This is a genomic window from Nitratireductor sp. GCM10026969, assembly GCF_042660605.1.
Lineage (GTDB): Bacteria > Pseudomonadota > Alphaproteobacteria > Rhizobiales > Rhizobiaceae > Chelativorans.
Genome location: NZ_JBHSUM010000016.1, coordinates 13,097 through 35,311, shown reverse-complemented (window position 1 = coordinate 35,311; position 22,215 = coordinate 13,097). Strand labels below are relative to the sequence as shown.

Here is a 22,215-nt window from a genome sequence, read left to right as displayed (position 1 = left end):
CTGGATGATGAAGTGCAAATGTTTCAGAGACGTTCAAGCAGCGTGTCGACCAGCCGCTCGGCCGTTTCCGGAATGTTGCTGCCGGGCGGGAAGATTTCGGCCGCCCCCGCATCGCGCAGCGTATCGAAATCGTCCGGCGGGATGACACCGCCGGCAACGATCAGGACATCGTCGCGACCGCGCACCTCCAGCGCTTGTTTCAATTCCGGAATGAGAGTGAGATGGCCGGCGGCAAGCGATGAGACGCCGACGATCTCCGCTTCATTCTCCGCAGCCAGATCCGCCACTTCCTCGGGCGTTTGAAACAGGGCTCCGACCGTGACCGCGAAGCCCAGATCGCCGAAAGCGGTGGCGATCACCTTCTGCCCGCGGTCGTGGCCGTCCTGCCCGATCTTGGCGACGAGGATACGGGGCGGCCGGCCGGTTCTGGCGCGATATGCGGCGATCTTCTTCTCCGCGCTGGCAACTGCGGGGTTCCCACCCGATTCCTTGCGGTAGACGCCCGAGATCGTGCGAATTTCGGCGAGATGGCGGCCGAAGACCTTCTCCAGCGCCAGGGAGATTTCGCCGACCGTGGCATGCGCGCGGGCGGCGCGGACGGCGAACTCCAGAAGGTTCTGCCCTTCCTCGGCGGCTTTTGTGAGCGCGGCAAGGGCGGCCTCGACGGCATCGACGTCGCGCGTGCCCTTCAGTTGCTGAAGCTTCGAAAGCTGACGCGCGCGCACCTGTGCATTGTCTACTCTGAGCACATCGACCGACCGGTCCGACTCCGGCCGGTACCGGTTGACGCCGACGACGACCTGTTCGCCGGAATCGATGCGCGCCTGGGCGCGGGCGGCCGCCTCTTCGATCCGCAGTTTGGGAACGCCTTTCTCGATCGCCGCGGCCATGCCGCCGAGGCCCTCCACCTCCTCGATATGCGAAAGAGCACGCGTGGCGAGGTCGTGGGTGAGGCGTTCGACGAAATAGGACCCGCCCCAGGGATCGATGAAGCGGGTCGTACCGGATTCGGCCTGCAGCACCAGTTGCGTGTTGCGCGCGACGCGGGCGGAATGGTCGGAGGGCAGCGCCAATGCCTCATCGAAGGCGTTGGTATGCAGTGATTGCGTGTGGCCCTGAGTGGCCGCCATCGCCTCCACCATGGTGCGCATGATGTTGTTAAAAGGATCCTGGGCAGTGAGCGACCAGCCCGAGGTCTGGCAATGGGTGCGCAGCGACAGCGAGCGCGCGTCCCTGGGTGCGAATGTCTCGCGCATGAGGACGGCCCACAGCATCCGCGCCGCGCGCAGCTTGGCAACCTCCATGAAGAAGTTCGTGCCGGTCGCCCAGAAGAAGGAAAGGCGCGGGGCGAAGCGGTCGACCTCGAGGCCCGCGGCGATACCGGCTCGGACATACTCGATGCCGTCGGCAAGCGTATAGGCAAGCTCCAGATCCGCCGTCGCGCCGGCCTCCTGCATGTGGTAGCCGGAGATCGAGATGGAATTGAACTTCGGCATGTGCTTCGCCGTGTAGGCGAAGATGTCCGAGATGATCCGCATGGAGGGCTTGGGGGGATAAATGTAGGTGTTGCGGACCATGAACTCCTTCAGGATGTCGTTCTGGATGGTCCCGGCAAGATCCTTCTTTTGGACGCCCTGTTCTTCGGCCGCGACGATGTAGAGCGCCATGATGGGCAGCACGGCACCGTTCATGGTCATCGAGACGGTCATCTCGTCGAGCGGGATGCCGTCGAAGAGCTGGTGCATGTCGAGAATGGAATCGATCGCCACGCCGGCCATGCCGACATCGCCGGCGACGCGCGGATGATCGCTGTCATAGCCGCGATGGGTGGCAAGATCGAAGGCGACGGAAAGCCCCTTCTGCCCGGCGGCGAGGTTGCGCCGGTAGAAGGCGTTCGATTCCTCGGCCGTCGAGAAGCCCGCATATTGGCGGATGGTCCACGGCCGCTGCAGATACATGGTCGCGTAAGGCCCTCGGACGAAGGGCGGCAGGCCGGGATAGGTGTCGAGAAAGGGGAGGCCTTTTAAATCCTCCTCGCCGTAGGTCCGGCGGATGGCGATTCCCTCGGGTGTCTCGCGGCTCTGGGAAGCGCGCTCGCCTCCGCCCTCAGCCGGTGGCGACCAGGCGAGCGCGGAGAAGTCCGGGATCATGCACTCTCTCCGAGCCCCTCGTCGATCCGTGAGGCCGGCAGTGGATCGCAGGCCACCGCGCCGTCGTGCGGCATCGGCTGCCGCTCGGCCGAAAGGGTGGTGACAGGCCGTTCGCGGTCCATCGTGTAGACGGTCGTGCCAACCACCTTGTTCTCGCCGTCGCGGAACCCGGCAAGGCGTTCGCTGCGCGCCGCGGCGATGCGCTTCTGGAGATGACCGGCCGCGAGGCTGCGCAGAACACCGCCCTCCGCCTCGATATGCCGGAACTCCTCCCACGCCTTCTCACAAAGGCTCTCGGTGAGGGCTTCGACGCTACCGGAACCGGCGGCGGGGTCAGCCACGAAATCGAGGCGGCATTCCTTCTCGAGAATGAGTTGCGTATTGCGCGCCAGGCGCCGGGCGAAGGCGTCGGGCAGGCCGTGGGTGATGGTGTGCGGCAGGACGGACAGGGAATCGGCTCCACCGGTGGCCGCGGCAAAGGCGGCGATGGTGGTGCGCAGGATGTTGGTCTCGGGGTCGCGTGCCGTCATCATCCGGTAGGATGTCTCGGCATGGATGGCGACCGGCATCGGATCGATGCCGCAGGCTTCCAGCATGCGCGCCCACAGCTTGCGCAACGCCCGGATCTTGGCCATGGACAGGAATTCGTCCTGATCGATACTGAGCGAGAAGCCTATATGGGGCGCGGCATAGATGAGCGGCTGGCGCGCCTCCTCGAACATTCTCAGATGCGCCACGGCAGAGGCCAGCATGATGCCGAGTTCCTGGGCCTCCGTCGCCCCGGCATTGTGGAAGACGCGGCCGTCCGCCTCCAAAAGGATGCCCGGCAGCGCCATGGCGAAGAACCCGGCGAGCGATTGCGGCATCGAGGCTTCGAGCGCCTCGATCGACATGCGCATGCGCCCTGTCCCGGCAAAGAGCGAGGCGGGGTCGATGCCGAAGGACAGGCTGAGGCGCTCGGGGTCGACCCGCTTCTCGCGCAGAATGTCCACCAGCCAGTCCACGGAGGCGCGGCTTTGCGGATGGACGTCGATGCGCAGATGCAGGTCGTGCAGCGGGATGTCCGCAAGAACCGTCTGCAGCCCTTCCGCGCTGGCCGGAAGCCCATAGCCGAATGCGTTGGGCGCACCGGCGAAGACAAGCGACAGGCCGGTGGCGCCCTGCGCCAGATCGTCCTTTGCCTGCGTGTTGGCGCGTACGGGGTCGGGATCGTCCAGCCGCTGGACCAGGAGCCAGGGCGTGTTCGGGTCGCGGCGGGGCAGCGGGTTCCGCCCGGCGGCGCGTTCACGGAGCGGCTCGATGCCTATCCCGTCGCCGGTGCGGTGGACAAGCGCGTTATAGTCGACATCCTTGCCGAGCGACCTTGCGACGAGTTCCAGCCACTGCTTCCGGTCGACACCGGGAAAATCCGACTTGGTGAGGACCGTCCGATCCATCTTGCCTCCCAATTCCTTGTGCTACCCCGCCTTCTAAGCCAGCGAGTTTAGGATGAGCTTGAGCGCGCTGCAATGCATCCTTCGATGAGTGTCGCAAATAGGGCGCACGGAGTGCAGCTCAAGAAGAGGCCGTTGTCGGAATCGGCAGCTCTGTTATAGCTGAAACGCTTATCGGCCGTCGCGGCGCGGAGGGAGAGGAAGACATGACCACCGAGGACAGCATCTTTGTGGGCGCCAGCCGGAACACCGACGACAGCTATCAAAAGGCGGAACGGCTCTTGCTGAAATACGCCAACCGGCATGGCCTCATCACCGGTGCGACCGGCACCGGCAAGACGGTCTCCCTGCAAATCCTGGCGGAAGCCTTCTCCGACGCCGGCGTGCCTGTCTTCTGCGCCGACATAAAGGGCGACCTCTCCGGGATCGCGATGAAAGGGGAGGAGAAGGATTTCCTTCTCAAACGGGCGGAGGCGGTCCGGCTGGAGCCCTACACCTTCCGCGAGGCCCCCGTCATCTTCTGGGATCTGTTCGGCGAAAAGGGCCATCCGGTGCGCACCACCATCTCCGAGATGGGACCGCTTCTTCTGTCGCGGCTGATGGATCTTTCGGAGGCGCAGGAAGGCGTCATCAACATCGCCTTCCGGGTCGCCGACGAAGAGGGGCTGCTGCTGCTCGATCTGAAGGATCTGCAGGCCCTCCTGGCGCACGTGGCCGAGCGCGCCGACGAGATCGGCACCCGCTACGGCAACGTTTCGAAACAATCCGTGGGCGCCATCCAGCGCGCGCTTCTGGTCCTGGAGCAGCAGGGTGCGGTGCACTTCTTCGGCGAACCGGCGCTGGAGATCCCCGAATTGATGCGCACCACGCGCGACGGGCGTGGCTATGTCAACGTGTTGGCAGCCGACAAGCTGATGATGAATCCGCGCCTCTACGCGACCTTTCTCCTGTGGCTTCTGTCGGAACTCTTCGAGGCATTGCCTGAGGTCGGGGATCCGGACAAGCCACGGCTCGTCTTTTTCTTCGACGAGGCGCATCTGCTCTTTGACGAGGCGCCGAAAGTGCTCACCGAAAGGGTGGAGCAGGTGGTCCGCCTCATTCGCTCGAAGGGGGTGGGCGTCTATTTCGTGACGCAAAATCCTCTGGACGTGCCCGAAAGCGTGCTGGCACAGCTCGGAAATCGTGTTCAGCACGCCTTGCGCGCATACACCCCACGGGAGCAGAAGGCGGTGAAGACGGCGGCGGAGACCTTCCGCCCCAATCCAGACTTCGACTGCTTCGAGGCCATCACCCAGCTCGGTGTCGGCGAGGCGCTGGTCTCCACGCTGGAGGAGAAGGCGGTTCCCTCGATCGTCCAGCGCACGCTCATCCGGCCGCCGTCCTCGCGCATCGGCACCATCACCGACGCCGAGCGCCAGGCAGTCATCAACGCCAGCCCCGTGGCCGGGCAGTACGACAAGACGGTGGACAGGGAGTCGGCGTTCGAGCGGCTGCAAAAGAAGACCGAAAACGTGGCGAGCGCACCCCAGTCCGGCCAGGAGCAGGAGAAGGCCGAAAGCGGCACTGCCGGCTGGTCATTGCCCGATTTCGGCGGGGGAGGCTCCCGCTCCACCGGCCGTTCGTCCGGTCGCAGCTCCTATCGGCGCCAGTCGGTGACGGAAGCCGCGATCAAGTCCGTCGTCCGGTCGGTCGGCACGACCCTGGGCCGCGAACTGATCCGCGGCATCCTCGGCAGCTTGAGACGGCGCTGAAGGGAAGGGCTCTAAACCATGCTGGGCCCGTCGGTGACGAGGATCGGCGAGTCGATCGGGACCTGATCGTAGAGATGGATCACATCCTGGTTCATCATGCGCACGCAGCCCGATGAAACGGACTTGCCGATGGTCCACCACTCCGGCGAGCCGTGGACACGGTAAAGCGTGTCCTTGCCGTCCTCGTAGATGTAGAGCGCGCGCGCGCCGAGCGGATTCATGATCCCCGGCTGCATGCCGCCGTTCCACTCGCCGGTCGCTTCATCAAACTCTGCACGGTACTCCTCGAGTTCCGGCTGGCGGTCGATCATTTCGGCGGGCGGGAACCATTTCGGCCACACGCGCTTGCGCGCAATCTCCGCGCGTCCCGACCATTCGAATCCGGCACGGCCCAGGCCGACGCCGTAGCGCAGCGCCCTGCCGCCTTCCCGCACCAGATAGAGGAAATGCTGAGAGACATTGACAACGATCGTTCCGGGCCGTTCGCCGGTCGGGTCCGGCACTTCCTGGCGATAGAAGCGCGGATCGATCTTCTCAATGGGCACGGGCGGGATCTCGTAGCCGTTGTCCACCATAGGGCCGTACATGGCGCTGTAGGAAGCGGGAGCGGGCTCCGGCTGCGGGAGTGGGCGGACCGCCGGCGGCGCCGACGGCACGCTCACGCAGGCCGAGAGAGAGAATGTCGCCGCCCCCGCCGCTGCGGTGGTGAGCAGCCTGCGGCGGGTGAGAGCCCGTGGAAAATCATCGACTGTCGGCATGTCGTCTCTTCTGAATGGTGCGAATTGCTTTCGTCCGAATGCGATCGTGATCTCCACGCTCGGTTGGGACCGGTCCGGAGATGCGACAATATACGCATCTGCATTGCAATGTGATTCAGGCGTGAAGGTGATCCTTTTGGACGGCAGTGCTTTGTCCCCTCGCTTATGGCATTTTTGCAACGCTTTCGCCCGTTGCCGTTTCCATCAACTTGCCGTGATAAGTCCTTTGAGCGAGGGCAGAATCAGGTCCGGCGGGAAATCGGTGTACTCGTTCGGCTGCTGCGTGCGGTTGATCCATACGGTGCGGAATCCGTACAGCGCGGCGCCGGCGATATCCCAGCGGTTCGAGGACTGGAAGGACACAGCGTTGGGATAAATACGCCACGTTGTGGTTACCAGGTCGTAAACGGCGGGATCGGTCTTGAACTTGCCCGCCAGGTCGACCGAGAGGACGTCGTCGAGAACGGAGTCGAGGGCGGCCGAACGCACTGCGGCTTCCAGCATGGGCATCGACCCGTTCGACAGGATTGCCAGGCGGGCCCCTGCCGCCTTCAGCGCTTTCAGGACCGCCGGCACCTCCGGGTAACAGTCGAGATGCCAATAGGCCTCCAGCAGTGCCTCCCTGTGGGCCGGGTCGACGGAGGGTACTTTCTTAAGGGCGAAATCCAGCGCGCGTTCCGTCAGGGTCCAGAAGTCGACGTGTTGGCCCATCAAGGTGGAGATCCAGGAATATTCCAACTGCTTGGCGCGCCAGATTTCCGAAAGCACCTGGCCATCCGAACCGATCGCCCCGGCGTGGCGGCGCACGGCCGCGTGCACATCGAAAAGCGTGCCATACGCATCGAAGACGAATGCGGAAAATTGCATGGGCGGAGCCTTGATCAAACGGCAACACTTGACCGCAACCGCCCCCTGCGGTCAAGAACCGCTGGACCGATCCTTGAAGGGGTGTGACAATTGACGAGGCAGAGCAAACCACTATCCCTGCCGCTTACGGGAAAAGACGCGGAGCCGAAAAGATGAACGCCCTGCCGGAAGCGCAAAGCACCACCTGGACCTTTCTCGACGGCGAATGGCACGAGGGCAATGTGGCGATCGCCGGCCCGCGCACCCACGCGATGTGGCTCGGTTCCTCCGTCTTCGACGGGGCGCGCTGGTTCGAGGGAGTCGCCCCGGACATCGACCGCCACGCTGAGCGCGTCAACAACTCGGCACGCGCCATGGGCCTCGAGCCGAGCCGGCCGGTGGAGGAGATCGTCGCGCTGACCTGGGAAGGGCTGGGGAAGTTCGACGGCAAGACGGCCGTCTACATCCGTCCCATGTACTGGGCAGAGCACGGCGGCTATATGAGCGTGCCGGCCGATCCCACCTCCACGCGCTTCTGCCTGTGCCTCTACGAGGCGCCGATGATCTCGCCGGCGGGCTTTTCGGTCTGCGTATCGCGCTTCCGCCGCCCCACCTACGAGACCATGCCGACCAACGCCAAGGCGGGTTGTCTCTACCCGAACAACGGACGCGCCATTCTCGACGCCAAGGCGCGCGGCTTCGACAATGCGCTGGTGCTCGACATGCTGGGCAACGTCGCCGAAACCGGCACCTCGAACATCTTCATGGTCAAGGACGGCCAGGTCTTCACGCCGGCGCCCAACGGCACGTTCCTTTCCGGAATCACGCGGACGCGCGTGATGGCGCTGCTTGCCGAAGCCGGTTCGCCGGTGGTGGAGAAGGCATTGAGCGTGCAGGACTTTCTCGGCGCCGACGAGGTCTTCTCGACCGGCAACCATTCCAAGGTGGTTCCCGTCACCCGCATCGAGGATCGGCAACTGCAGCCCGGCCCCATGGCCAAGAGGGCGCGGTCGCTTTATTGGGAGTGGGCGCATTCGACGCCCGCGGCTTAAGCTGATAGGAACCATCGGGCCGGCGCGGTGTTGTCGAACCGCGCCCTCAATCCCATCTGCAAGAAGCAGGATTTCAACCGCTGTTACGAGGGAGACCGAACATGGCCTTTGAACTGCCAGACCTGCCTTACGACTACGAGGCGCTTCAGCCCTATATGTCCAGGGAAACGCTCGAGTATCACCACGACAAGCACCACAAGACCTATGTCGATACCGGCAACAAGCTTGCGGCCGAAGCCGGCATGGACGGTCTTTCCCTCGAGGAGATCGTCAAGCAGTCTCATGGCAAGAATCAGCCCCTCTTCAACAATGCCGGCCAGCACTTCAATCACCTCCATTTCTGGAACTGGATGAAGAAGGATGGCGGCGGCAAGAGCCTGCCGGGCGCGCTGCAGACCGCCTTCGACAGCGATCTCGGCGGCTACGACAAATTCCGCGCTGATTTCATCAATGCCGGCGTCACGCAGTTCGGCTCCGGCTGGGCGTGGGTGGCCGTCAAGGATGGCAAGCTGGAGATCATGAAGACGCCGAACGGCGAGAACCCGCTCGTGCACGGCGGCACGCCGATCCTGGGCGTCGATGTGTGGGAGCATTCCTACTACATCGACTACCGCAACGCGCGACCCAAATACCTCGAGGCCTTCGTCGACAACCTCGTCAACTGGGACTACGTGCTCGAGCTCTACGAAAAGGCGACCGGCTGAGCCGATATCGGCAGTGGACGCATTGGGAAACCCGGCCTTGCGCCGGGTTTTTCGTTTGCGGTTTCCCGGTCTCACGAAACCGTGAATGCAGTTGCAGGACATTTGAGGCACGCGTCACTGTCAGCAACTATCATACCGGTGGGCGAATCTCCGGAGCTAGCTGATGAAAAGACTTGCAATTTCCCTATCCGCGCTTCTCGTCTCCTCTGTCGCCGTGGTCGCCGCCGACGATCCGATCGCGGTGCGGCAATCCCTGATGCAGGCCGTCGCTGGTGCGGCCGGTACCTCGGGCGGCATGTTGAAGGGAGAGATCGATTATAATCCCGTCGTCGCCAAGGCGGCGATCGCCACGCTCTACGGCGTCTCCCAGGCCTATGGCGACTATTTCCCGGAGGGCTCCCAGAACGGCGATACGGATGCGGCTCCTGAGATCTGGGCGGATATGGAAGGATTCCAGCAGGCGCTGGCCGATTTCCAAGCCGACGCGGCGGCCGCCTTCGAAGCGGCGGGCAAGGACGGCCCCGCCGATCTGACGGCGTTCAAGGCGGCTGTTCAGCCGGTCCTGTCCAACTGCCGCGACTGTCACGAAAGTTTCCGCATCCAGGACGATTAGGCCTCGATGCTGCGAAAACTGCTTCTCGGCTCCGTCGCGCTCGCGGTGTTGGCGGGTGCAGCATTCTGGTTCCTGACACGACCGGAGGGGATCGGCAGTTCGGCCCTTGCGGCGGTCGGATCCGGCGATGCGACGCGCGGTGAGCGCATCTTCTGGGCAGGCGGCTGCGCATCCTGCCATGCGCGGCCGGAGGCCGAGGGGGAGCGCCTTCTGGAGCTCTCCGGCGGGCTGGAACTGGAAACGGCGTTCGGGACGTTCGTAGCGCCGAATATTTCGCCCGATCCCGCGCACGGGATCGGCGAGTGGGACGAGAACGACTTCGTCAACGCGATGCTGTACGGCGTCTCGCCGGGCGGCGAGCATTATTACCCGGCCTTTCCCTACCCCTCCTACGCCCGCATGGAGACGCAGGACGTCCTCGACCTTTTCGCCTATCTGAAAACACTGCCGCCGGTCGCGGAAGAAACGGCGCCGCACCGCCTTTCCTTCCCCTACACAATGCGGCGCGGTATCGGCCTTTGGAAGCTCATCTACATGCAAGAGGAACCCGTGGTCGAGCTTCCAGCCAATGCTCCGGAAGCGGTTTTGCGCGGGCGCTATCTCGTCGAGGGCCCCGGCCATTGCGGCGAGTGCCATACGCCGCGTTCCCTTGCCGGGGGGCTGCAGTTCGAGCGCTGGCTGGCCGGTGCGCCGGCGCTCGAAGGCGAGGGGCGGGTGCCGAACATCACGCCGAGCGGCGCCGGCATCGGCGCCTGGTCGGTCGCAGATATCACCTACTATCTGGAATCCGGGTTCACACCGGATTTCGATTCCGTCGGCGGGGCGATGGTCGCCGTGCAGAAGAACATGGCCCGACTGCCGGAGGAGGACCGTGCGGCCATTGCGGCGTATCTGAAGGCGGTGCCGGAAGTCGAAGGGGAGTAGGCGCGCGAGCCCTGCAGCTGCTCCTCGCGGAAGCCTGGCTCCCAAAGTTTACGATGCGTTTGCTGCCCTGCTGCCTTACTCCTCTATTCCCACCATCTTCAGGACGAAGGCATAACTCAGCGCTTTCTCCTCCAGGCTCGAGAAGCGGCCGGAAGCGCCGGCGTGGCCGGCGTCCAGGTTGATCTTCATGAGGATGGGATTGTCGCTCGTATTGTGGTCGCGCAGGCGCGCCACCCATTTTGCCGGTTCCCAATAGGTCACGCGCGGGTCGGTCAGCCCCGCGATCGCCAGGACGGCGGGGTAGGGCTGGTCCGCCACATTGTCATAGGGCGAATAGGCGGCGATGGTCTCGTAGTCTTCCCTGCTGGCGATGGGATTGCCCCATTCGGGCCATTCGGGCGGGGTGAGGGGCAACGTGTCGTCGAGCATGGTGTTGAGCACGTCCACGAAAGGGACGCCGGCGACGATGGCGCGAAAATCCCGCGGCGCCATATTGGCGACCGCACCCATCAGCATGCCCCCGGCCGAACCGCCCTCGGCGATCAGACGGTCGTGGCTGGTGTAACCCTCGGCCACGAGATGGCGGGCGCAGGCGATGAAATCGGTGAAGGTGTTTGTCTTCTTCTCGCGCTTTCCATCCTCATACCAGGCAAAGCCCTTGTCCTTGCCGCCGCGGATGTGAGCGATGGCGTAGACAAAGCCGCGATCCACCAGGGAGAGCGGGTTGGTGCGGAAGGCGGCGGGAATGGTGATGCCGTAGGCGCCATAGCCGAACAGAAGACAGGGCGCGCTGCCGTCGAGCGGCATACCGCGCCGGTGGACCAGCGAAATGGGCACCAGCGCGCCGTCGGGCGCCGGCGCCATCAGCCGGCGCGTGACGTAGTCGGCCGGGTCGTGGCCGGACGGCACCTCCTGGGTTTTCAGAAGCGTCCGCGCACGCGTGCGCATGTTGTAGTCGAACTCCTGCGCCGGAGTCGTCATGGACGAATAGGTGAAGCGGAAAACGTCCGTATCGTATTCGAAGGAACCGATGAGCCCCAGTGAATATGCTTCCTCATCGAAGGCGATGACGTGTTCGTCACCGCTTGCGCGCTCGCGCACGACGATGCGCGGCAGGCCGTCCTTGCGTTCGAGCCGCACCAGATAATCCTTGAAGGCGAGCAGCGAGAGAATCAGCCGGCCCGGTTCGTGCGGGACCACCTCGCGCCAAGTGGCCGGGGACGGGTCTGCGGCGGGCGCGGTCATGATCTTGAAATCCTTCGCGCCGTCGCGGTTCGTCAGGATGAAGAACGCCTCGCCTGCGGGCTCCAGGTCGTATTGCACGCCCGTCTCGCGCTCTGCGACCAGCCGCGGTGCGGCGTGCGGATCATCCGCGGGCAGTATGCGGTATTCGCTGGTCTCGTGGTCGTGGATGCTGATGAGGATCCAGTCGTTCAGCCGGCTGTCGACGACATTCATGAAAAAGCCGGGGTCGGTTTCCTCGTAGATCAGCCGGTCTTCCGCCGCCGGCGTGCCCAGGGCGTGGAAGAAGACCTTGGAGGGGCGGTGGTTGTCGTCCAGACGGGTGTAGTAGAAGCCGTTGCCGCCGGCATTGAAGCTGCCGGAGCCGCTCGTGTTCTCCACCTCGTCCTCGAGATCGGTGCCGGACGGCAGCGCGCGCACCTTGAGTGTGTAGAACTCCGAGCCCTTGTCGTCGTAGCTCCACAAGAGGTGGCCATGGTCCGGCGAGTGGTCGACGGTGCCGATGTGGAAATAGGCCCTGCCGTCCGCCTCGCCGTCGCCGTCGAGCAGCACCTCTTCCTCACCGCCCTCGCGCGGCACGCGAAAGAAGCGGGGATGTTCTCCGCCCTCGCGAAACGCGCTGCCATAGGCGAAGGGGCCATCCTTCAACGGCACCGAGGAATCGTCTTCCTTGATGCGCCCCTTCATCTCGGCGAAAAGCGTCTTCTGCAGCCCTTTGGTATCCTCAAGGAACTGCTCCTGATAGGCGTTCTCGGCCTCCAGATGGGTGCGAATGTCCGCCGCGAGCCGCGAGGGATCCTTCAGCACCTCCTGCCAGTTCTCCGCCCTCAGCCAGGCATAGTCGTCCGTGCGCGTCACGCCATGGCGGGTATCCTCGTGCGGGCGCTTTTCGGGTCGCGGCGCGGAAGAGGGGGCCTGTGCTGACATCGGGCGCTCCTTGGCAAAGATGAAGATCGGATCCTGTCCGGGTCCGGGGGAATGAGCAGTCTTGCCGCATGACGTCAAGTCTGCAGGCTGGTTCCGGCGGTCATCGTGTCTCGGAGGGCAGCGGGCGCAAGCTCGTCCGAGCTTACCCCGACCCGTCGAAACGCGGCCGGTAATCCTGCGCGCCCCAGTGCAGGATCCTTCCGCTCCGGTGACGGCGCGTGCGCGGTTCGTAATGCCGGCTGAGTGCGGCAAGCGCGGTCTTCAGGACGACCTTGGCCGAGCGCACCGGCCAGCCGCGCTCCGCCTCGACGCGCTCCAGACCTTTGAGGAAACAGCAGACGTCGACCAGAACGCCGGCAAGTTCCGGTCCGACCGCCGCCAGTGCCTGTTCGACCCGCTGGCGTGCGGCCAGAGCGGATTCGGTCAGGTTGGCGAGGCCGTTATCCCCGCCGCCGCGGCGGCCGCTGGAGACCGACTCTTCCCAATTGGCGCCGAGGCGCGGGATGATCTGGCCGCGGGTGTAGTCGGCGCGCAAGCGCTCGCCGGCGCGGAATTCGCTCTCCTCGAGAAAGGGTGTGCCGTCCCTGCCGCGGCGGCGGGCGAGCTGGGCGAGGGGAGATTCTGTGAGATTCGCCGTCAGCGTGCGCTTCCCCTCCGGGGTGAGGTATGTGCGCTCGCCGATCTCCATCTGCTGGGCACGGAACGGCTCGCCGCCCTCCGCGAGGCTGCGCCGTGCCAGCGCTTCCCCTTCCGGCGAGAGCACGAGATCGCCGCCGGCCTTTCTGACCAGGCCGTCATGCGTCAATCGGCGAACGGTCTCGACGCGTGCCGAGACCGTTCCGCGTTCGCCGCCGTCGAGAAGCACGGTTCCTGTCTTTGCGGCCGGGCGCGGCGTTGCCGGTCCCTGGGAGAGAAACCGGGTCACCCGGAGCCGTTCCTTACGCGCACGTAGCGTGGCCGTTTCCTCACGTTTCATCGCAGCACCTCCGACTGACGGAAAGCCGCGGCGGTCACGCGCTCCGTCATGACGACGATGCGGTCGAAGTCCTCATCGTCGCGCATGTCCTCGATCAAGTGGCATGCATGGAGAACGGTGGTGCGGTCGCGTCCGAAGCCACGGCCGATCTCGGCCATCGTCAGGCCCAGGACCACATGTGCGGCATACATGCCCAACTGCCGGACGCGCGCGACATGGGTGGGCGACTTCCCCGGGCGGCGCAGCGCGCGCCCGCTGACGTTGAAAAGCGCGGCGACGATGTCGATCACGCAGTCGCAGATATCCGCGACCCGCTCGTCGCTCACCGGGCTCAGCCGCCTCGGGGGGCCGTCGGCAAGCGGGGCGGGATCGCTCTGGATCCCCTCTCGTCTCCAGGTGGCGGCGGAAATCGGCACGGGGTTGATTCCTCCATGGTGGAAAAAGGAATTTTTTCCTTTATAGCGCCGTGCGTTGTGAGCGTGAACAAATAAAGAACATCGATTTGGAAGGTTGGGTTTACGCCTTTGATGTCAAAAGGTTTTTTTCATCGGGACAAAAAATAGAACGACCGATTTATCCCCGCTCGGCGCTCGCGCGTCACACTCCGTGCATCAATGAACGGAGGTTGCGAAAGGCATGATCGAAGATGAGGCGAAGGCATTCCGCGATGCCAGGAAGCGCGAGGTAGCCGAGGCGAGACAATGCGCGGCTTTTTTCCTCGTTTCCGGCATCGATCTCGCCGAGGCCCTGACAACGAAGGGCGAGGAGCGCGCGGCGATCCTCGTCCGCCTTGCGCGATTGATCGAGCGGGAGCGACTGAAGGGCTCGCGCCGGCACTGGAGCTACGACCTCAACCGGCACATTGCGCTCAAGCAGGCGTATGATCGCCTGAAAGGATGTGAGGAAACCCGGCTTTCCGGCGCCCGGACCGTCGGAAATGTTTCTCAAGTGCGCCGCCGGCGCCGCCGTGAGATTGCGTGTCCGGCAGACTATGGGCGGCTCGCCGGCTCCCGCTGAGATGAGCGGGCCGGCTCAACGAAAGGCGGCGCCCGCTGGGCGCCGCCATTTTTCGTGTATAGCGAATGCTCTACTTGGATTTCGGCTTGCGGCCGAGACCCATCTTCTTGGCCAACTGCGAGCGCGCCACGGCATAGTTGGGAGCGACCATGGGATAGTTGGGATCCAGCCCCCACTTCTCGCGATACTGCTCCGGCGTCAGTCCGTAATGCGTCATCAGGTGGCGCTTCAGCGATTTGAACTTTTTGCCGTCTTCCAGGCAGATGATGTAATCGTCATGCACGGAGCGCTTCGGATTGACGGCCGGCTTCTGCTTCTCGGCAGGAGCCTGCTCTGCGCTACGGTTCACGCGACCAAGCGCTGCATGAACGTCAGCGATCAAGTTCGACAACTCCGAAGCAGGAACGGGATTGTTGCTCACATATGCAGCGACAACATCCGCCGTCAGTTCGATCAGCACCTCATCATTTTTCGTCTGTTGGTCATCCATTTCGATACCTATCCCCGGTTTTTCTTGAAAGTTTGTCGCACCTTCTAAGGTCTATAGATTCTGGAGCATCCACAATCTTACTCATCATTCCGGTACGCAATGCCGGAATGGATATTCACACTTCAGATATGTCGTCAACAGGAAATCTTTTTCAAGATCCGAATGGACTATATCTGTTATACTTGGTTGCATTTCACACATTTCAAGAAATATAGCGCTCACCGACACTTACACCCAGGTCGATGAACGCATCAAGGCCGTTGGCTGGATCGGTGCGGCTATTTCCGCTGCTCTTCCTTGAACTCGCCGATTGCCGCCATGTCGTCATGGACCGACCCTTCCCAGAGGCGGTAGCCAACCGCGTAGGCGGCTTTGGCGAGCAGGTGAGCGGAGAGGGGGGCGGTCAGCAGGAGAAAGACGATTGCCGCCAGGGCGCGCGTGACCGTGGCGTGGTCATGCGCATAGAACGCAAGCGCCAGAAGCAGAACCCCGGAACCGAGCGTCCCTGCCTTGGAGGCGGCGTGCATGCGCGAATAGAGATCGGGCAGGCGCAGTATGCCGATCGCGGCGACGAGTGTGAAACTCGCACCGATCAGCATCAGCGCGCTAATGAGGAGGTTCATCAGCAGTTCAGTCATTGCTCTGATCCACATACAGGCCGCGTGCATCGTCCGAGATGAACTCATCCTCGTAGCGGCGGCTCATCACGAAGCGGGCGAAGGCCACGGTTGCGAGAAAGCCTACCAGCCCGAGCGCGATGGCGATGTCGAGATACAGCGTGAAGCCCGTGCGAATGCCGATCACGACGATGAAGCCGATGGCTGTCGTCACCAGCATGTCGAGCCCCAGCACCCGGTCCGGCAGTGTCGGGCCGATGACGACGCGCACCACCGTGAGCAGGAAGGACAGGCTTAGAATCCCGAGCGCGACGATCTCGGCGAAGGCAAGGATATTTTCACCGGTGATCATCGAAAGGCCTCCATGATCCTGCGTTCAAAACCCTGCGCGATGTCGCGCCGCAGCGAGTCGGGCTCGGAGCAGTCGATGGCATGGATGTAGAGGAACTTGTGGTCCTCCGATACGTCCACCGAGAGCGTTCCGGGCGTGAGCGTGATCATGTTGGCCAGCAGCGTGATCTCGAGATCCCGCTCCACCTTGAGCGGATAGGCGAAAATGCCCGGCTTCAGGTTCATCCGCGGCGACAGAACCAGGAGCGCCACCCGCCAGGCCGACAACACCAGCTCGTACAGAAACAGCGCCGCCAGCGAGATGAACCGCATCCCACGGCGGAAATAGCCGAGGGAGCCCGCCTGTTCGCGGATGAGATACAGCGCGAGTGCGCCGAGCAGGAAACCGAAGACAATATTGGACAGCGTGAACGCGCCCGTTATGGCAGCCCAGACGAGGGCCAGGAGTATGTTGACGAGATACAGATTCACGGCCGCGCCTCCTCGGGGAAGATCGTGCGGATATAACCAGAGGAATCCAGGATCCCACCGGCCGCCCTCTCGGCAATTCCGATCACAGGGGCTGGATAGAGCCCCATTATGAGGACCGGCACCGTCAGCGCCGTCAGTGCGGTGTAGCCGAGCAGCGGTGAAGTCGGCCTCTGCGGCGCGTCGGCCATTTTCGGACGCCAGATCGCCAGGATGAAAACGCGGCCGAGCGCCAGGGTCGTCAGAAGCCCGGTCGCCAGGATCGCGAAGGCAAGCCAGGGCTGGCCCGAATCGATCGAGGCCCGCACGAGCATCACCTTCGGCCACAGGCCCGAGGCCGGCGGAAGGCCGGCCACTGCCAGCATGAGGATGAGCGCAAACGCGGCGATCAGCGGGTTGGAGGCGTAGAGCCCGGAGAGCGTGTTGAGCGAATAAGTTCCGCCGAGCCCGTTCATGACGCCGGCGAGCAGATAGAGAGCGGTCATCACTATCATCGAGTGGAAGGCATAAAAGACCGTGCCGGCGAGGCCTTCCGCCGTGCCGAGTGCCAGACCGGCCAGCATGATGCCGACGCCGGAGATGACGACGAAGCCCAGCACGCGACGCAGATCCGTCTGGGCAAGCGCTCCCATGATGCCGATGACCATGGTGCCGGCCGCCACCCAGGCGATCAGACCGGACAGCAGATTAAGCTCCGGCGGGAACAGCATGACCAGAACACGCAGGAGCGCATAGACGCCGACCTTGGTCAGCACGCCGCCGAACAGGGCCGCCGTGACGATGCGCGGCGTATGATAGGAGGCCGGCAGCCAGAAATTGACGGGGAAGGCGGCGGCCTTCATGCCGAAGGCAAGCAGGAAGAGTACCGCCAGCGTGGTCAGCGGTGCGATTTCCCGCAATCCGTCCGCTTTGCGCGCGATGTCGGCCATGTTGAGGGTGCCGAAAGCGCCGTAAAGCAGTGCGGTCGCGGTGAGAAAGAGCGTCGTTCCGACAAGGTTGAGGATGGCGTATTTGGTCGCGCCGTCGAGCTGTCGGTGTTGCGAGCCCAATACCAGGAGACCGAAGGAAGAGATGAGGAAGACTTCGAACCAGACATAGAGATTGAAGATGTCGCCCGTCAGAAAGGAGCCGCTCACGCCCGCCATCATGAGCATCATGAAGGGGTAGAAGCCGTACCTCCGCCCGACCGCGCCGATGTCGATCATGGCATAGAGCGCGCAGACCAGGGCGGCGAGCGTGGCCACCAGCGCCAGCGAGGCCCCCAGCGCATCCGCCATGAAGGAGATGCCGAACGGCGGAAGCCATCGACCCATGGTCATGGCGACCGGCCCGTTCTCGAGCACACGCACCAGAAGCCCGATGTTGCACAGGAATGTGAAGACGAGGCCGGTGACCGCGAGGCCGGCGTGAAAACGCGTCTCGTGCCGCACCATGAGCAGGACGGCGCCGAAGACGATGGGGATGGCCACCGGCGCCACCACGAGCCAGTCGGCCAGCGGAACGGGGGCGGTTACCATCGCGCCCGAAAGATCGACCGTATGACCTGGTTCGACAGCCATGTGTGCCTCAATACCCTAGGGGCGGGAGGTCCTCGCCTTTCGGCTCGGCCACCCGCATGCCGTCCGTGTCGTCCGTGCCGAGCTCCTGATAGGAGCGAAAGGCGAGCACGAGCAGGAAGGCAAAGATGGAAAAGGAAATGACGATCGCCGTCAGGATGAGGGCCTGCGGCAGCGGATTGGCGACCGGGCCGGCGGGAAAGTCGAGATCGATCGGAATGATCGGCGGCACCTCGCGCGTGACCCGGCCGGCGGTGAAAATCGTCAGATTGACGGCGTTGCTGAAAACCGAGACCCCGAGGAGGATGCGGATGATGTGCTTCGACAGCATCAGGTAGATGGAGACCGCGAAGAAGACGGCGACGGTGAAGGCGAGAATGGCTTCCATCACACATGCTCCCTTTCTTCCAGTGCCAGCGCGATGGAGGTGATCGACCCGACAACGACGAGATAGACGCCGATGTCGAAGAAGAGCACCGTAGAAACGTCCACGGGCAGTCCCAGAACGTTGATCACGGTCCACTGGCCGGTCAGGAACGGCATGTCGAGGTACAGCGAGACCACGCCGGACATGGCGGAGACGAACAGTCCGAAGCCCGAAATGGCCATCGGATGAAAGTAGAGCGCGCGGCGCACCGGCGAAACGCCGCAGGCGATGCCGTAGATGGCGAAGGCCGAGGCGGCGATGAGACCGCCGATGAAGCCGCCGCCCGGCTCATTGTGCCCGCGCAGGAGCACGAACACCGAAAACAGCACCATCAGGCTGGTCAGATAGGGTGCGACCGTGCGGAAGATCAGCGTGCGCATCTCATGCCTCCACCTTTTCCGCGGTCCTGACCGGCGGCGCGTCTTTGGCACGCTTCGGCGCGGCCCCGGGCCGGATGCGGACGAGCGCGAGGATGACAAGCCCCGCGATCATCACGACCGCGATCTCCCCAAGGGTATCGAGGCCGCGGAAATCGACGATGATGACGTTCACGATGTTGCGCCCGTGGGCAATGACGCGGGCGTTCTCCGCGAAGAAAGCGCTGAGCGTCGCATCGAAGGGGATCTGCGTCACCTGCAGAAGCATGAGCCCCAGCCCGAGCCCGCAGAGTATGGCGATGGAAAAGTCGACCGCCTTTTCGCTGGTCGGGCGGTGGTCGGCCGGCGACAGACGAAGCCGGGTCATGACCAGCGCTAGGATGACGACGGAAAGCGTCTCGACCATGAACTGGGTAAAGGAAAGATCCGGAGCTCCGAGCAGCATGAACAGAAGCGCCACCGCGAAACCCTGGATGCCGAGGGAGACGATCGCCGTCAGCCGGTCGCGCGCATAAAGGATCGCCATAAGCCCGATGAAGGCGATGGCAAGCACGACCACCTCGTAGAAGGGAAGTGCGGGGATGGTGGGCATCGAGGGCAATTCGCCGAAGGCGATCATCGGGATGAAGAGAGCGGCCGCGAGCGCGATGAACGTCACGGTCATGTAAATGTCGAGCCGGCCGTTCTGCACGAAGCCGGTCACCAGGGCCGAGATGCGGACGGTGCCGCGCACGACCTGGTCGAACCCCTTGTCGGGGCCCCAGCCGATCGCCGCGAGCGTGGAGGCCATCGCCGCCCGCCCACGCTCCAGAGTAAGATAAAAGAGAATTCCGAGCGCGACGGTCACCAGCGAAAGGAAAAGAGGCATGCCGATGTGCGGCACCACGGTGATGGAGACAGAGACCGGCTCGCCGATCACGGCGCTGGACATGGGGTTCGAGACGTAGTGGTGGCTCCAGTCGGACGCAAGCGCCGTCAGCAGGCCGCTCACCGCAAGCACCACCGGCCCGAGCCACAGAAGAACCGGTCCCTCATGCGGCGATTTCGGCGTCTCCACCCGGTTGCCGAGGAACGGTTTCAGCGCCACGGCGAAGCCGATGGCGAACATCAGCGCATTGCCGAAGACTGCGACCAGGGTCAGAAGCAGGCTCCAGCCGTTGGCGAAGCCGAGGCCGGCATAGATCTCCTCCTTGGCCAGGAATCCGAAGAAGGGCCCGAGTCCACCCATGGACATGGCGGCGAGCACGGCGGCGAAGAAGGTGACCGGCATGGCGCGACCGATGCCGCCGAGCCTGGTGATGTCGCGCGTGCCGGTCTCATGATCGATAGCGCCCGCCACCATGAAGAGCGTGCCCTTGAACATCGAGTGGGCGACCAGGTAGAGCACCGCCGCTTCCGCGGCGACCTTCGAGCCGAAGCCGGTCAGCATCACCAGAAGCCCCAGCGAGGCGACCGTCGTATAGGCGAGCATCAACTTCAAATCCGTCTGCCGGACGGCGAGCAGTGTGCCGACGATCAAGGTGGTGCCGCCGAAGATCGGCAGAATGGTCTCCCATGCGACCGTCTCCCCCATCACTGGATTGAGCCGCATGACGAGGTAGACACCCGCCTTCACCATGGTTGCCGAATGCAGATAGGCGGAGACCGGCGTGGGCGCTTCCATGGCGTTGGGCAGCCAGAAATGAAAGGGAAACTGCGCCGACTTGGTGAAGGCGCCGCCGAGAACGAGAAGCAATGCCGCAATATAGAGCGGCGCCTCGCGCAGCGCGTCTTCCTGGTCGAGCAGCGCCGAGAGCGAGGTCGCGCCGACGGCGTGGGTGACGACGAGAAGACCGGCAAGCAACGAGAGCCCGCCGAGCCCGGTGACGACCAGTGCCTGCAGGGCGGCCCGGCGCGAGGCCTCGCGCGCATGGTCGAAACCGATCAGCAGGAACGACGTGATCGAGGTCAATTCCCAGAAGACGAAGAGCGTGAGGAAGGAATCTGCCAGCACCAGTCCCTGCATCGCGCCCATGAACATGAGGATGAAGGAGAAGAAGCGCCCCTGCTGCGCGTGCCCCTTCAGATAGCCGCCCGCATAGAGCACGATCAGCGCGCCGATGCCCGAGATCAACAGCGCGAATGTGAGCGACAGGCCGTCGATGTACCAGGAGAAATCCGTATCGAGGCTCGGGATCCAGGCGTAGCCGGCGCTTATCGCGCCTCCACCCGCCACCTGCGGCAGGAAGCCGGCGAAGTGGAAGAACGCGGCGAGCGGCACAAGCGCCAAGGCCCACGCCGCATTGTGCCCGAACATCCGCGTGAGATAGGGCGCCGCGGCCGCACCGAGGAACGGCAGAATCAGGATCAGAAACGTCGACCACTGCCCATCCGCTGCCATCGAGTCCCCCTCTTATTATGTGCAGCCGGCGAATTGCGAAAGATCTCAGGGCTATGAAGCCTGAATCGCCGCCGTGACATAAACGGTCGCGCCGTGAGGGGCAAGGCGGGCGCGACAATAGGTCCAGCTATTCATCAATTTGCGGCGACAATATCAACAGCTTTACCTGAAAAAACAGGCTTGCTGCGCCTATATTTAGCTGGAGATAAAAGAGGAGCAGTGACTATGGCGGATCAGAAGCGGCCGAAGGTTCAAAAGAGTGAGGCGGAGTGGCGCGAACAGTTGACGCCCGAGCAATATCACGTGACGCGCGAGCATGGCACCGAACGTGCTTTTACCGGTCCTTACTGGGACGACAAGCGGGAAGGCTTATATCGCTGCGTCAATTGCGGACGTCCTCTTTTTGAATCGGAGACCAAGTACGATTCCGGCACCGGCTGGCCGAGTTTTTACGCGCCGGTGGAAGATGACGCCGTTTCTCTCCATGAAGACCGGGGGCTCCTCATGAAGCGAACGGAAGTACGCTGTGCCGACTGCGACGCCCATCTCGGCCATGTCTTCGATGACGGGCCGCAGCCGACCGGGTTGCGCTATTGCATGAACGGGACCGCGCTGGATTTCGAGGAAGAGAAGTAAGCGAGGGCCTGCATCCCGGGCAGATCAATATCCGCGTCCGATATCAAAATCCGGTATGCGCCGGACCGCCACGGCGGCACCCGGCGGGCTATGCCGCCGCCATGGCGCCTTCGGCCTCGCGCTTGATGCGCTGGATCATGGCGCGCAGGCCGTTGGCACGCTGCGGCGTGAGATGCTCGTCGAGTCCAAGGGCGCGCAGCGCTTCTTCAGCGTCCGTGGCGAGGATCTCGCTTGCCCGGCGCTGGCTGAAAAGGGCCAGGACGATGGCTACAAGGCCGCGCACGATATGGGCATCGGAGTCGCCGCGGAAGGTGATGACCGGATCGGAGCCGTCGCCGATATTGGTCTGCAGCCACACCTGGCTGACGCAACCGCGCACCTTGTGCCGATCGTCGCGCGCGGACTCGGGATATTCCGGCAGCTCGTTTCCCAGCTCGATGATATAGCGGTAACGCTCCTGCCAGTCGTCCAGGAACGCGAAATCGTCGCGGATCGTGTCGATGGTCGTTGTCATGGCCTG

22 protein-coding genes and 1 pseudogene are annotated in these 22,215 nt (G+C 63.7%); 7 read left to right on the top strand and 16 right to left on the bottom strand.

The genetic code is table 11. The annotated features are described in order from the left end of the window. Positions 1 to 23 precede the first annotated feature (23 nt). Both scpA and ACFP9U_RS06350 read right to left on the bottom strand, forming a co-directional pair. Complete coding sequence (scpA, locus tag ACFP9U_RS06355; RefSeq protein WP_378619890.1) at positions 24 to 2,150, bottom strand: methylmalonyl-CoA mutase; 2,127 nt, start codon at positions 2,148 to 2,150, stop codon at positions 24 to 26. Beyond that, positions 2,147 to 3,586, bottom strand: a complete 1,440-nt coding sequence (locus tag ACFP9U_RS06350) for a methylmalonyl-CoA mutase family protein (protein WP_378619889.1) — start codon at positions 3,584 to 3,586, stop codon at positions 2,147 to 2,149. The genes scpA and ACFP9U_RS06350 overlap by 4 nt, the downstream gene beginning before the upstream one ends. Before the next feature lie 203 nt (positions 3,587 to 3,789). Here ACFP9U_RS06350 and ACFP9U_RS06345 point away from each other — a divergent pair, with 203 nt between their 5' ends. Continuing rightward, positions 3,790 to 5,334 (top strand): helicase HerA-like C-terminal domain-containing protein, encoded by a 1,545-nt coding sequence (locus ACFP9U_RS06345; RefSeq protein WP_378619887.1) that lies wholly within the window; start codon positions 3,790 to 3,792, stop codon positions 5,332 to 5,334. Between the two features lie 11 nt (positions 5,335 to 5,345). On the opposite strand, the gene ACFP9U_RS06340 is transcribed toward ACFP9U_RS06345, so the two are convergent. After that, positions 5,346 to 6,092 (bottom strand): L,D-transpeptidase, encoded by a 747-nt coding sequence (locus tag ACFP9U_RS06340; RefSeq protein WP_378619886.1) that lies wholly within the window; start codon positions 6,090 to 6,092, stop codon positions 5,346 to 5,348. A gap of 204 nt (positions 6,093 to 6,296) precedes the next feature. Next, on the bottom strand, positions 6,297 to 6,959 hold the full coding sequence (locus ACFP9U_RS06335; RefSeq protein ID WP_378619883.1) for a haloacid dehalogenase type II: 663 nt from the start codon (positions 6,957 to 6,959) through the stop codon (positions 6,297 to 6,299). Positions 6,960 to 7,111: 152 nt separating this feature from the next. Between ACFP9U_RS06335 and ACFP9U_RS06330 the strand changes: the two genes are divergently transcribed. The 4 genes from ACFP9U_RS06330 to ACFP9U_RS06315 all read left to right on the top strand — a co-directional run bounded on the left by ACFP9U_RS06330 (position 7,112) and on the right by ACFP9U_RS06315 (position 10,231). After that, positions 7,112 to 7,990 (top strand): branched-chain amino acid aminotransferase, encoded by an 879-nt coding sequence (locus ACFP9U_RS06330; protein ID WP_378619881.1) that lies wholly within the window; start codon positions 7,112 to 7,114, stop codon positions 7,988 to 7,990. Between the two features lie 101 nt (positions 7,991 to 8,091). After that, positions 8,092 to 8,694 carry a superoxide dismutase gene (locus tag ACFP9U_RS06325; RefSeq protein WP_378619879.1) on the top strand — a complete coding sequence of 201 codons (603 nt, stop codon included), beginning with the start codon at positions 8,092 to 8,094 and terminating at the stop codon, positions 8,692 to 8,694. 163 nt (positions 8,695 to 8,857) lie between these two features. Then, the gene (locus ACFP9U_RS06320; RefSeq protein ID WP_378619877.1) at positions 8,858 to 9,307 is read left to right on the top strand and encodes a c-type cytochrome; all 450 of its coding nucleotides are present in this window, start codon (positions 8,858 to 8,860) and stop codon (positions 9,305 to 9,307) included. Positions 9,308 to 9,313: 6 nt separating this feature from the next. After that, a complete protein-coding gene (locus ACFP9U_RS06315) occupies positions 9,314 to 10,231 on the top strand; it encodes a c-type cytochrome (RefSeq protein WP_378619876.1) in 918 nt (305 codons plus the stop codon). Between the two features lie 75 nt (positions 10,232 to 10,306). Here ACFP9U_RS06315 and ACFP9U_RS06310 read toward each other — a convergent pair whose 3' ends face one another. From ACFP9U_RS06310 to ACFP9U_RS06300, 3 genes are all read right to left on the bottom strand, one after another. Further along, complete coding sequence (locus ACFP9U_RS06310) at positions 10,307 to 12,400, bottom strand: S9 family peptidase (protein WP_378619874.1); 2,094 nt, start codon at positions 12,398 to 12,400, stop codon at positions 10,307 to 10,309. Between the two features lie 142 nt (positions 12,401 to 12,542). Then, positions 12,543 to 13,376, bottom strand: a complete 834-nt coding sequence (locus tag ACFP9U_RS06305) for a DUF6456 domain-containing protein (protein ID WP_378619873.1) — start codon at positions 13,374 to 13,376, stop codon at positions 12,543 to 12,545. Continuing rightward, positions 13,373 to 13,792 (bottom strand): helix-turn-helix domain-containing protein, encoded by a 420-nt coding sequence (locus ACFP9U_RS06300; protein ID WP_378619871.1) that lies wholly within the window; start codon positions 13,790 to 13,792, stop codon positions 13,373 to 13,375. Before ACFP9U_RS06300 ends, ACFP9U_RS06305 begins: the two co-directional genes overlap by 4 nt. Positions 13,793 to 14,012: 220 nt before the next feature. On the opposite strand from ACFP9U_RS06300, the pseudogene ACFP9U_RS06295 reads away from it, so the two are divergent. After that, positions 14,013 to 14,273: pseudogene (locus tag ACFP9U_RS06295) on the top strand (cytoplasmic protein); the annotation flags it as partial. Positions 14,274 to 14,463: 190 nt separating this feature from the next. Here ACFP9U_RS06295 and ACFP9U_RS06290 read toward each other — a convergent pair. From ACFP9U_RS06290 to ACFP9U_RS06255, 8 genes are all read right to left on the bottom strand, one after another. Continuing rightward, positions 14,464 to 14,883 carry a MucR family transcriptional regulator gene (locus ACFP9U_RS06290; protein WP_322452232.1) on the bottom strand — a complete coding sequence of 140 codons (420 nt, stop codon included), beginning with the start codon at positions 14,881 to 14,883 and terminating at the stop codon, positions 14,464 to 14,466. Positions 14,884 to 15,161: 278 nt separating this feature from the next. Beyond that, positions 15,162 to 15,521: a monovalent cation/H(+) antiporter subunit G gene (gene mnhG / locus ACFP9U_RS06285; protein WP_322452231.1), complete on the bottom strand. Its 360-nt coding sequence runs from the start codon at positions 15,519 to 15,521 to the stop codon at positions 15,162 to 15,164. Beyond that, positions 15,514 to 15,852 (bottom strand): cation:proton antiporter, encoded by a 339-nt coding sequence (locus ACFP9U_RS06280; protein WP_322452230.1) that lies wholly within the window; start codon positions 15,850 to 15,852, stop codon positions 15,514 to 15,516. The genes mnhG and ACFP9U_RS06280 overlap by 8 nt, the downstream gene beginning before the upstream one ends. Further along, positions 15,849 to 16,322, bottom strand: coding sequence for a Na+/H+ antiporter subunit E (locus ACFP9U_RS06275; protein WP_378619869.1), 474 nt, complete (start codon positions 16,320 to 16,322; stop codon positions 15,849 to 15,851). Before ACFP9U_RS06275 ends, ACFP9U_RS06280 begins: the two co-directional genes overlap by 4 nt. Further along, entirely contained in the window at positions 16,319 to 17,878 is a 1,560-nt protein-coding gene (locus ACFP9U_RS06270) for a Na+/H+ antiporter subunit D (RefSeq protein WP_378619867.1), read from the bottom strand. Before ACFP9U_RS06270 ends, ACFP9U_RS06275 begins: the two co-directional genes overlap by 4 nt. Positions 17,879 to 17,885: 7 nt before the next feature. Further along, on the bottom strand, positions 17,886 to 18,263 hold the full coding sequence (locus ACFP9U_RS06265; protein ID WP_378619866.1) for a Na+/H+ antiporter subunit C: 378 nt from the start codon (positions 18,261 to 18,263) through the stop codon (positions 17,886 to 17,888). Continuing rightward, positions 18,263 to 18,682 carry a Na+/H+ antiporter subunit B gene (locus tag ACFP9U_RS06260; RefSeq protein WP_378619864.1) on the bottom strand — a complete coding sequence of 140 codons (420 nt, stop codon included), beginning with the start codon at positions 18,680 to 18,682 and terminating at the stop codon, positions 18,263 to 18,265. Before ACFP9U_RS06260 ends, ACFP9U_RS06265 begins: the two co-directional genes overlap by 1 nt. 1 nt (position 18,683) lies before the next feature. Next, positions 18,684 to 21,059: a putative monovalent cation/H+ antiporter subunit A gene (locus ACFP9U_RS06255; RefSeq protein ID WP_378619863.1), complete on the bottom strand. Its 2,376-nt coding sequence runs from the start codon at positions 21,057 to 21,059 to the stop codon at positions 18,684 to 18,686. A 225-nt stretch (positions 21,060 to 21,284) separates the two neighbouring features. On the opposite strand from ACFP9U_RS06255, the gene msrB reads away from it, so the two are divergent. After that, the gene (msrB, locus tag ACFP9U_RS06250) at positions 21,285 to 21,695 is read left to right on the top strand and encodes a peptide-methionine (R)-S-oxide reductase MsrB (RefSeq protein WP_378619861.1); all 411 of its coding nucleotides are present in this window, start codon (positions 21,285 to 21,287) and stop codon (positions 21,693 to 21,695) included. Positions 21,696 to 21,783: 88 nt separating this feature from the next. Here the strand turns inward: msrB and ACFP9U_RS06245 are convergent, their stop codons facing one another. Further along, on the bottom strand, positions 21,784 to 22,209 hold the full coding sequence (locus ACFP9U_RS06245; protein WP_322452269.1) for a SufE family protein: 426 nt from the start codon (positions 22,207 to 22,209) through the stop codon (positions 21,784 to 21,786). Positions 22,210 to 22,215: the final 6 nt, after the last annotated feature.

Coding starts and splice junctions, on each gene's coding strand:
- scpA (WP_378619890.1), bottom strand. CDS start 2,150: ATGATCCCGGACTTCTCCGCGCTCGCCTGGTCGCCACCGGCTGAGGGC.
- ACFP9U_RS06350 (WP_378619889.1), bottom strand. CDS start 3,586: ATGGATCGGACGGTCCTCACCAAGTCGGATTTTCCCGGTGTCGACCGG.
- ACFP9U_RS06345 (WP_378619887.1), top strand. CDS start 3,790: ATGACCACCGAGGACAGCATCTTTGTGGGCGCCAGCCGGAACACCGAC.
- ACFP9U_RS06340 (WP_378619886.1), bottom strand. CDS start 6,092: ATGCCGACAGTCGATGATTTTCCACGGGCTCTCACCCGCCGCAGGCTG.
- ACFP9U_RS06335 (WP_378619883.1), bottom strand. CDS start 6,959: ATGCAATTTTCCGCATTCGTCTTCGATGCGTATGGCACGCTTTTCGAT.
- ACFP9U_RS06330 (WP_378619881.1), top strand. CDS start 7,112: ATGAACGCCCTGCCGGAAGCGCAAAGCACCACCTGGACCTTTCTCGAC.
- ACFP9U_RS06325 (WP_378619879.1), top strand. CDS start 8,092: ATGGCCTTTGAACTGCCAGACCTGCCTTACGACTACGAGGCGCTTCAG.
- ACFP9U_RS06320 (WP_378619877.1), top strand. CDS start 8,858: ATGAAAAGACTTGCAATTTCCCTATCCGCGCTTCTCGTCTCCTCTGTC.
- ACFP9U_RS06315 (WP_378619876.1), top strand. CDS start 9,314: ATGCTGCGAAAACTGCTTCTCGGCTCCGTCGCGCTCGCGGTGTTGGCG.
- ACFP9U_RS06310 (WP_378619874.1), bottom strand. CDS start 12,400: ATGTCAGCACAGGCCCCCTCTTCCGCGCCGCGACCCGAAAAGCGCCCG.
- ACFP9U_RS06305 (WP_378619873.1), bottom strand. CDS start 13,376: ATGAAACGTGAGGAAACGGCCACGCTACGTGCGCGTAAGGAACGGCTC.
- ACFP9U_RS06290 (WP_322452232.1), bottom strand. CDS start 14,883: ATGGATGACCAACAGACGAAAAATGATGAGGTGCTGATCGAACTGACG.
- mnhG (WP_322452231.1), bottom strand. CDS start 15,521: ATGACTGAACTGCTGATGAACCTCCTCATTAGCGCGCTGATGCTGATC.
- ACFP9U_RS06280 (WP_322452230.1), bottom strand. CDS start 15,852: ATGATCACCGGTGAAAATATCCTTGCCTTCGCCGAGATCGTCGCGCTC.
- ACFP9U_RS06270 (WP_378619867.1), bottom strand. CDS start 17,878: ATGGCTGTCGAACCAGGTCATACGGTCGATCTTTCGGGCGCGATGGTA.
- ACFP9U_RS06265 (WP_378619866.1), bottom strand. CDS start 18,263: ATGGAAGCCATTCTCGCCTTCACCGTCGCCGTCTTCTTCGCGGTCTCC.
- ACFP9U_RS06260 (WP_378619864.1), bottom strand. CDS start 18,682: ATGCGCACGCTGATCTTCCGCACGGTCGCACCCTATCTGACCAGCCTG.
- ACFP9U_RS06255 (WP_378619863.1), bottom strand. CDS start 21,059: ATGGCAGCGGATGGGCAGTGGTCGACGTTTCTGATCCTGATTCTGCCG.
- msrB (WP_378619861.1), top strand. CDS start 21,285: ATGGCGGATCAGAAGCGGCCGAAGGTTCAAAAGAGTGAGGCGGAGTGG.
- ACFP9U_RS06245 (WP_322452269.1), bottom strand. CDS start 22,209: ATGACAACGACCATCGACACGATCCGCGACGATTTCGCGTTCCTGGAC.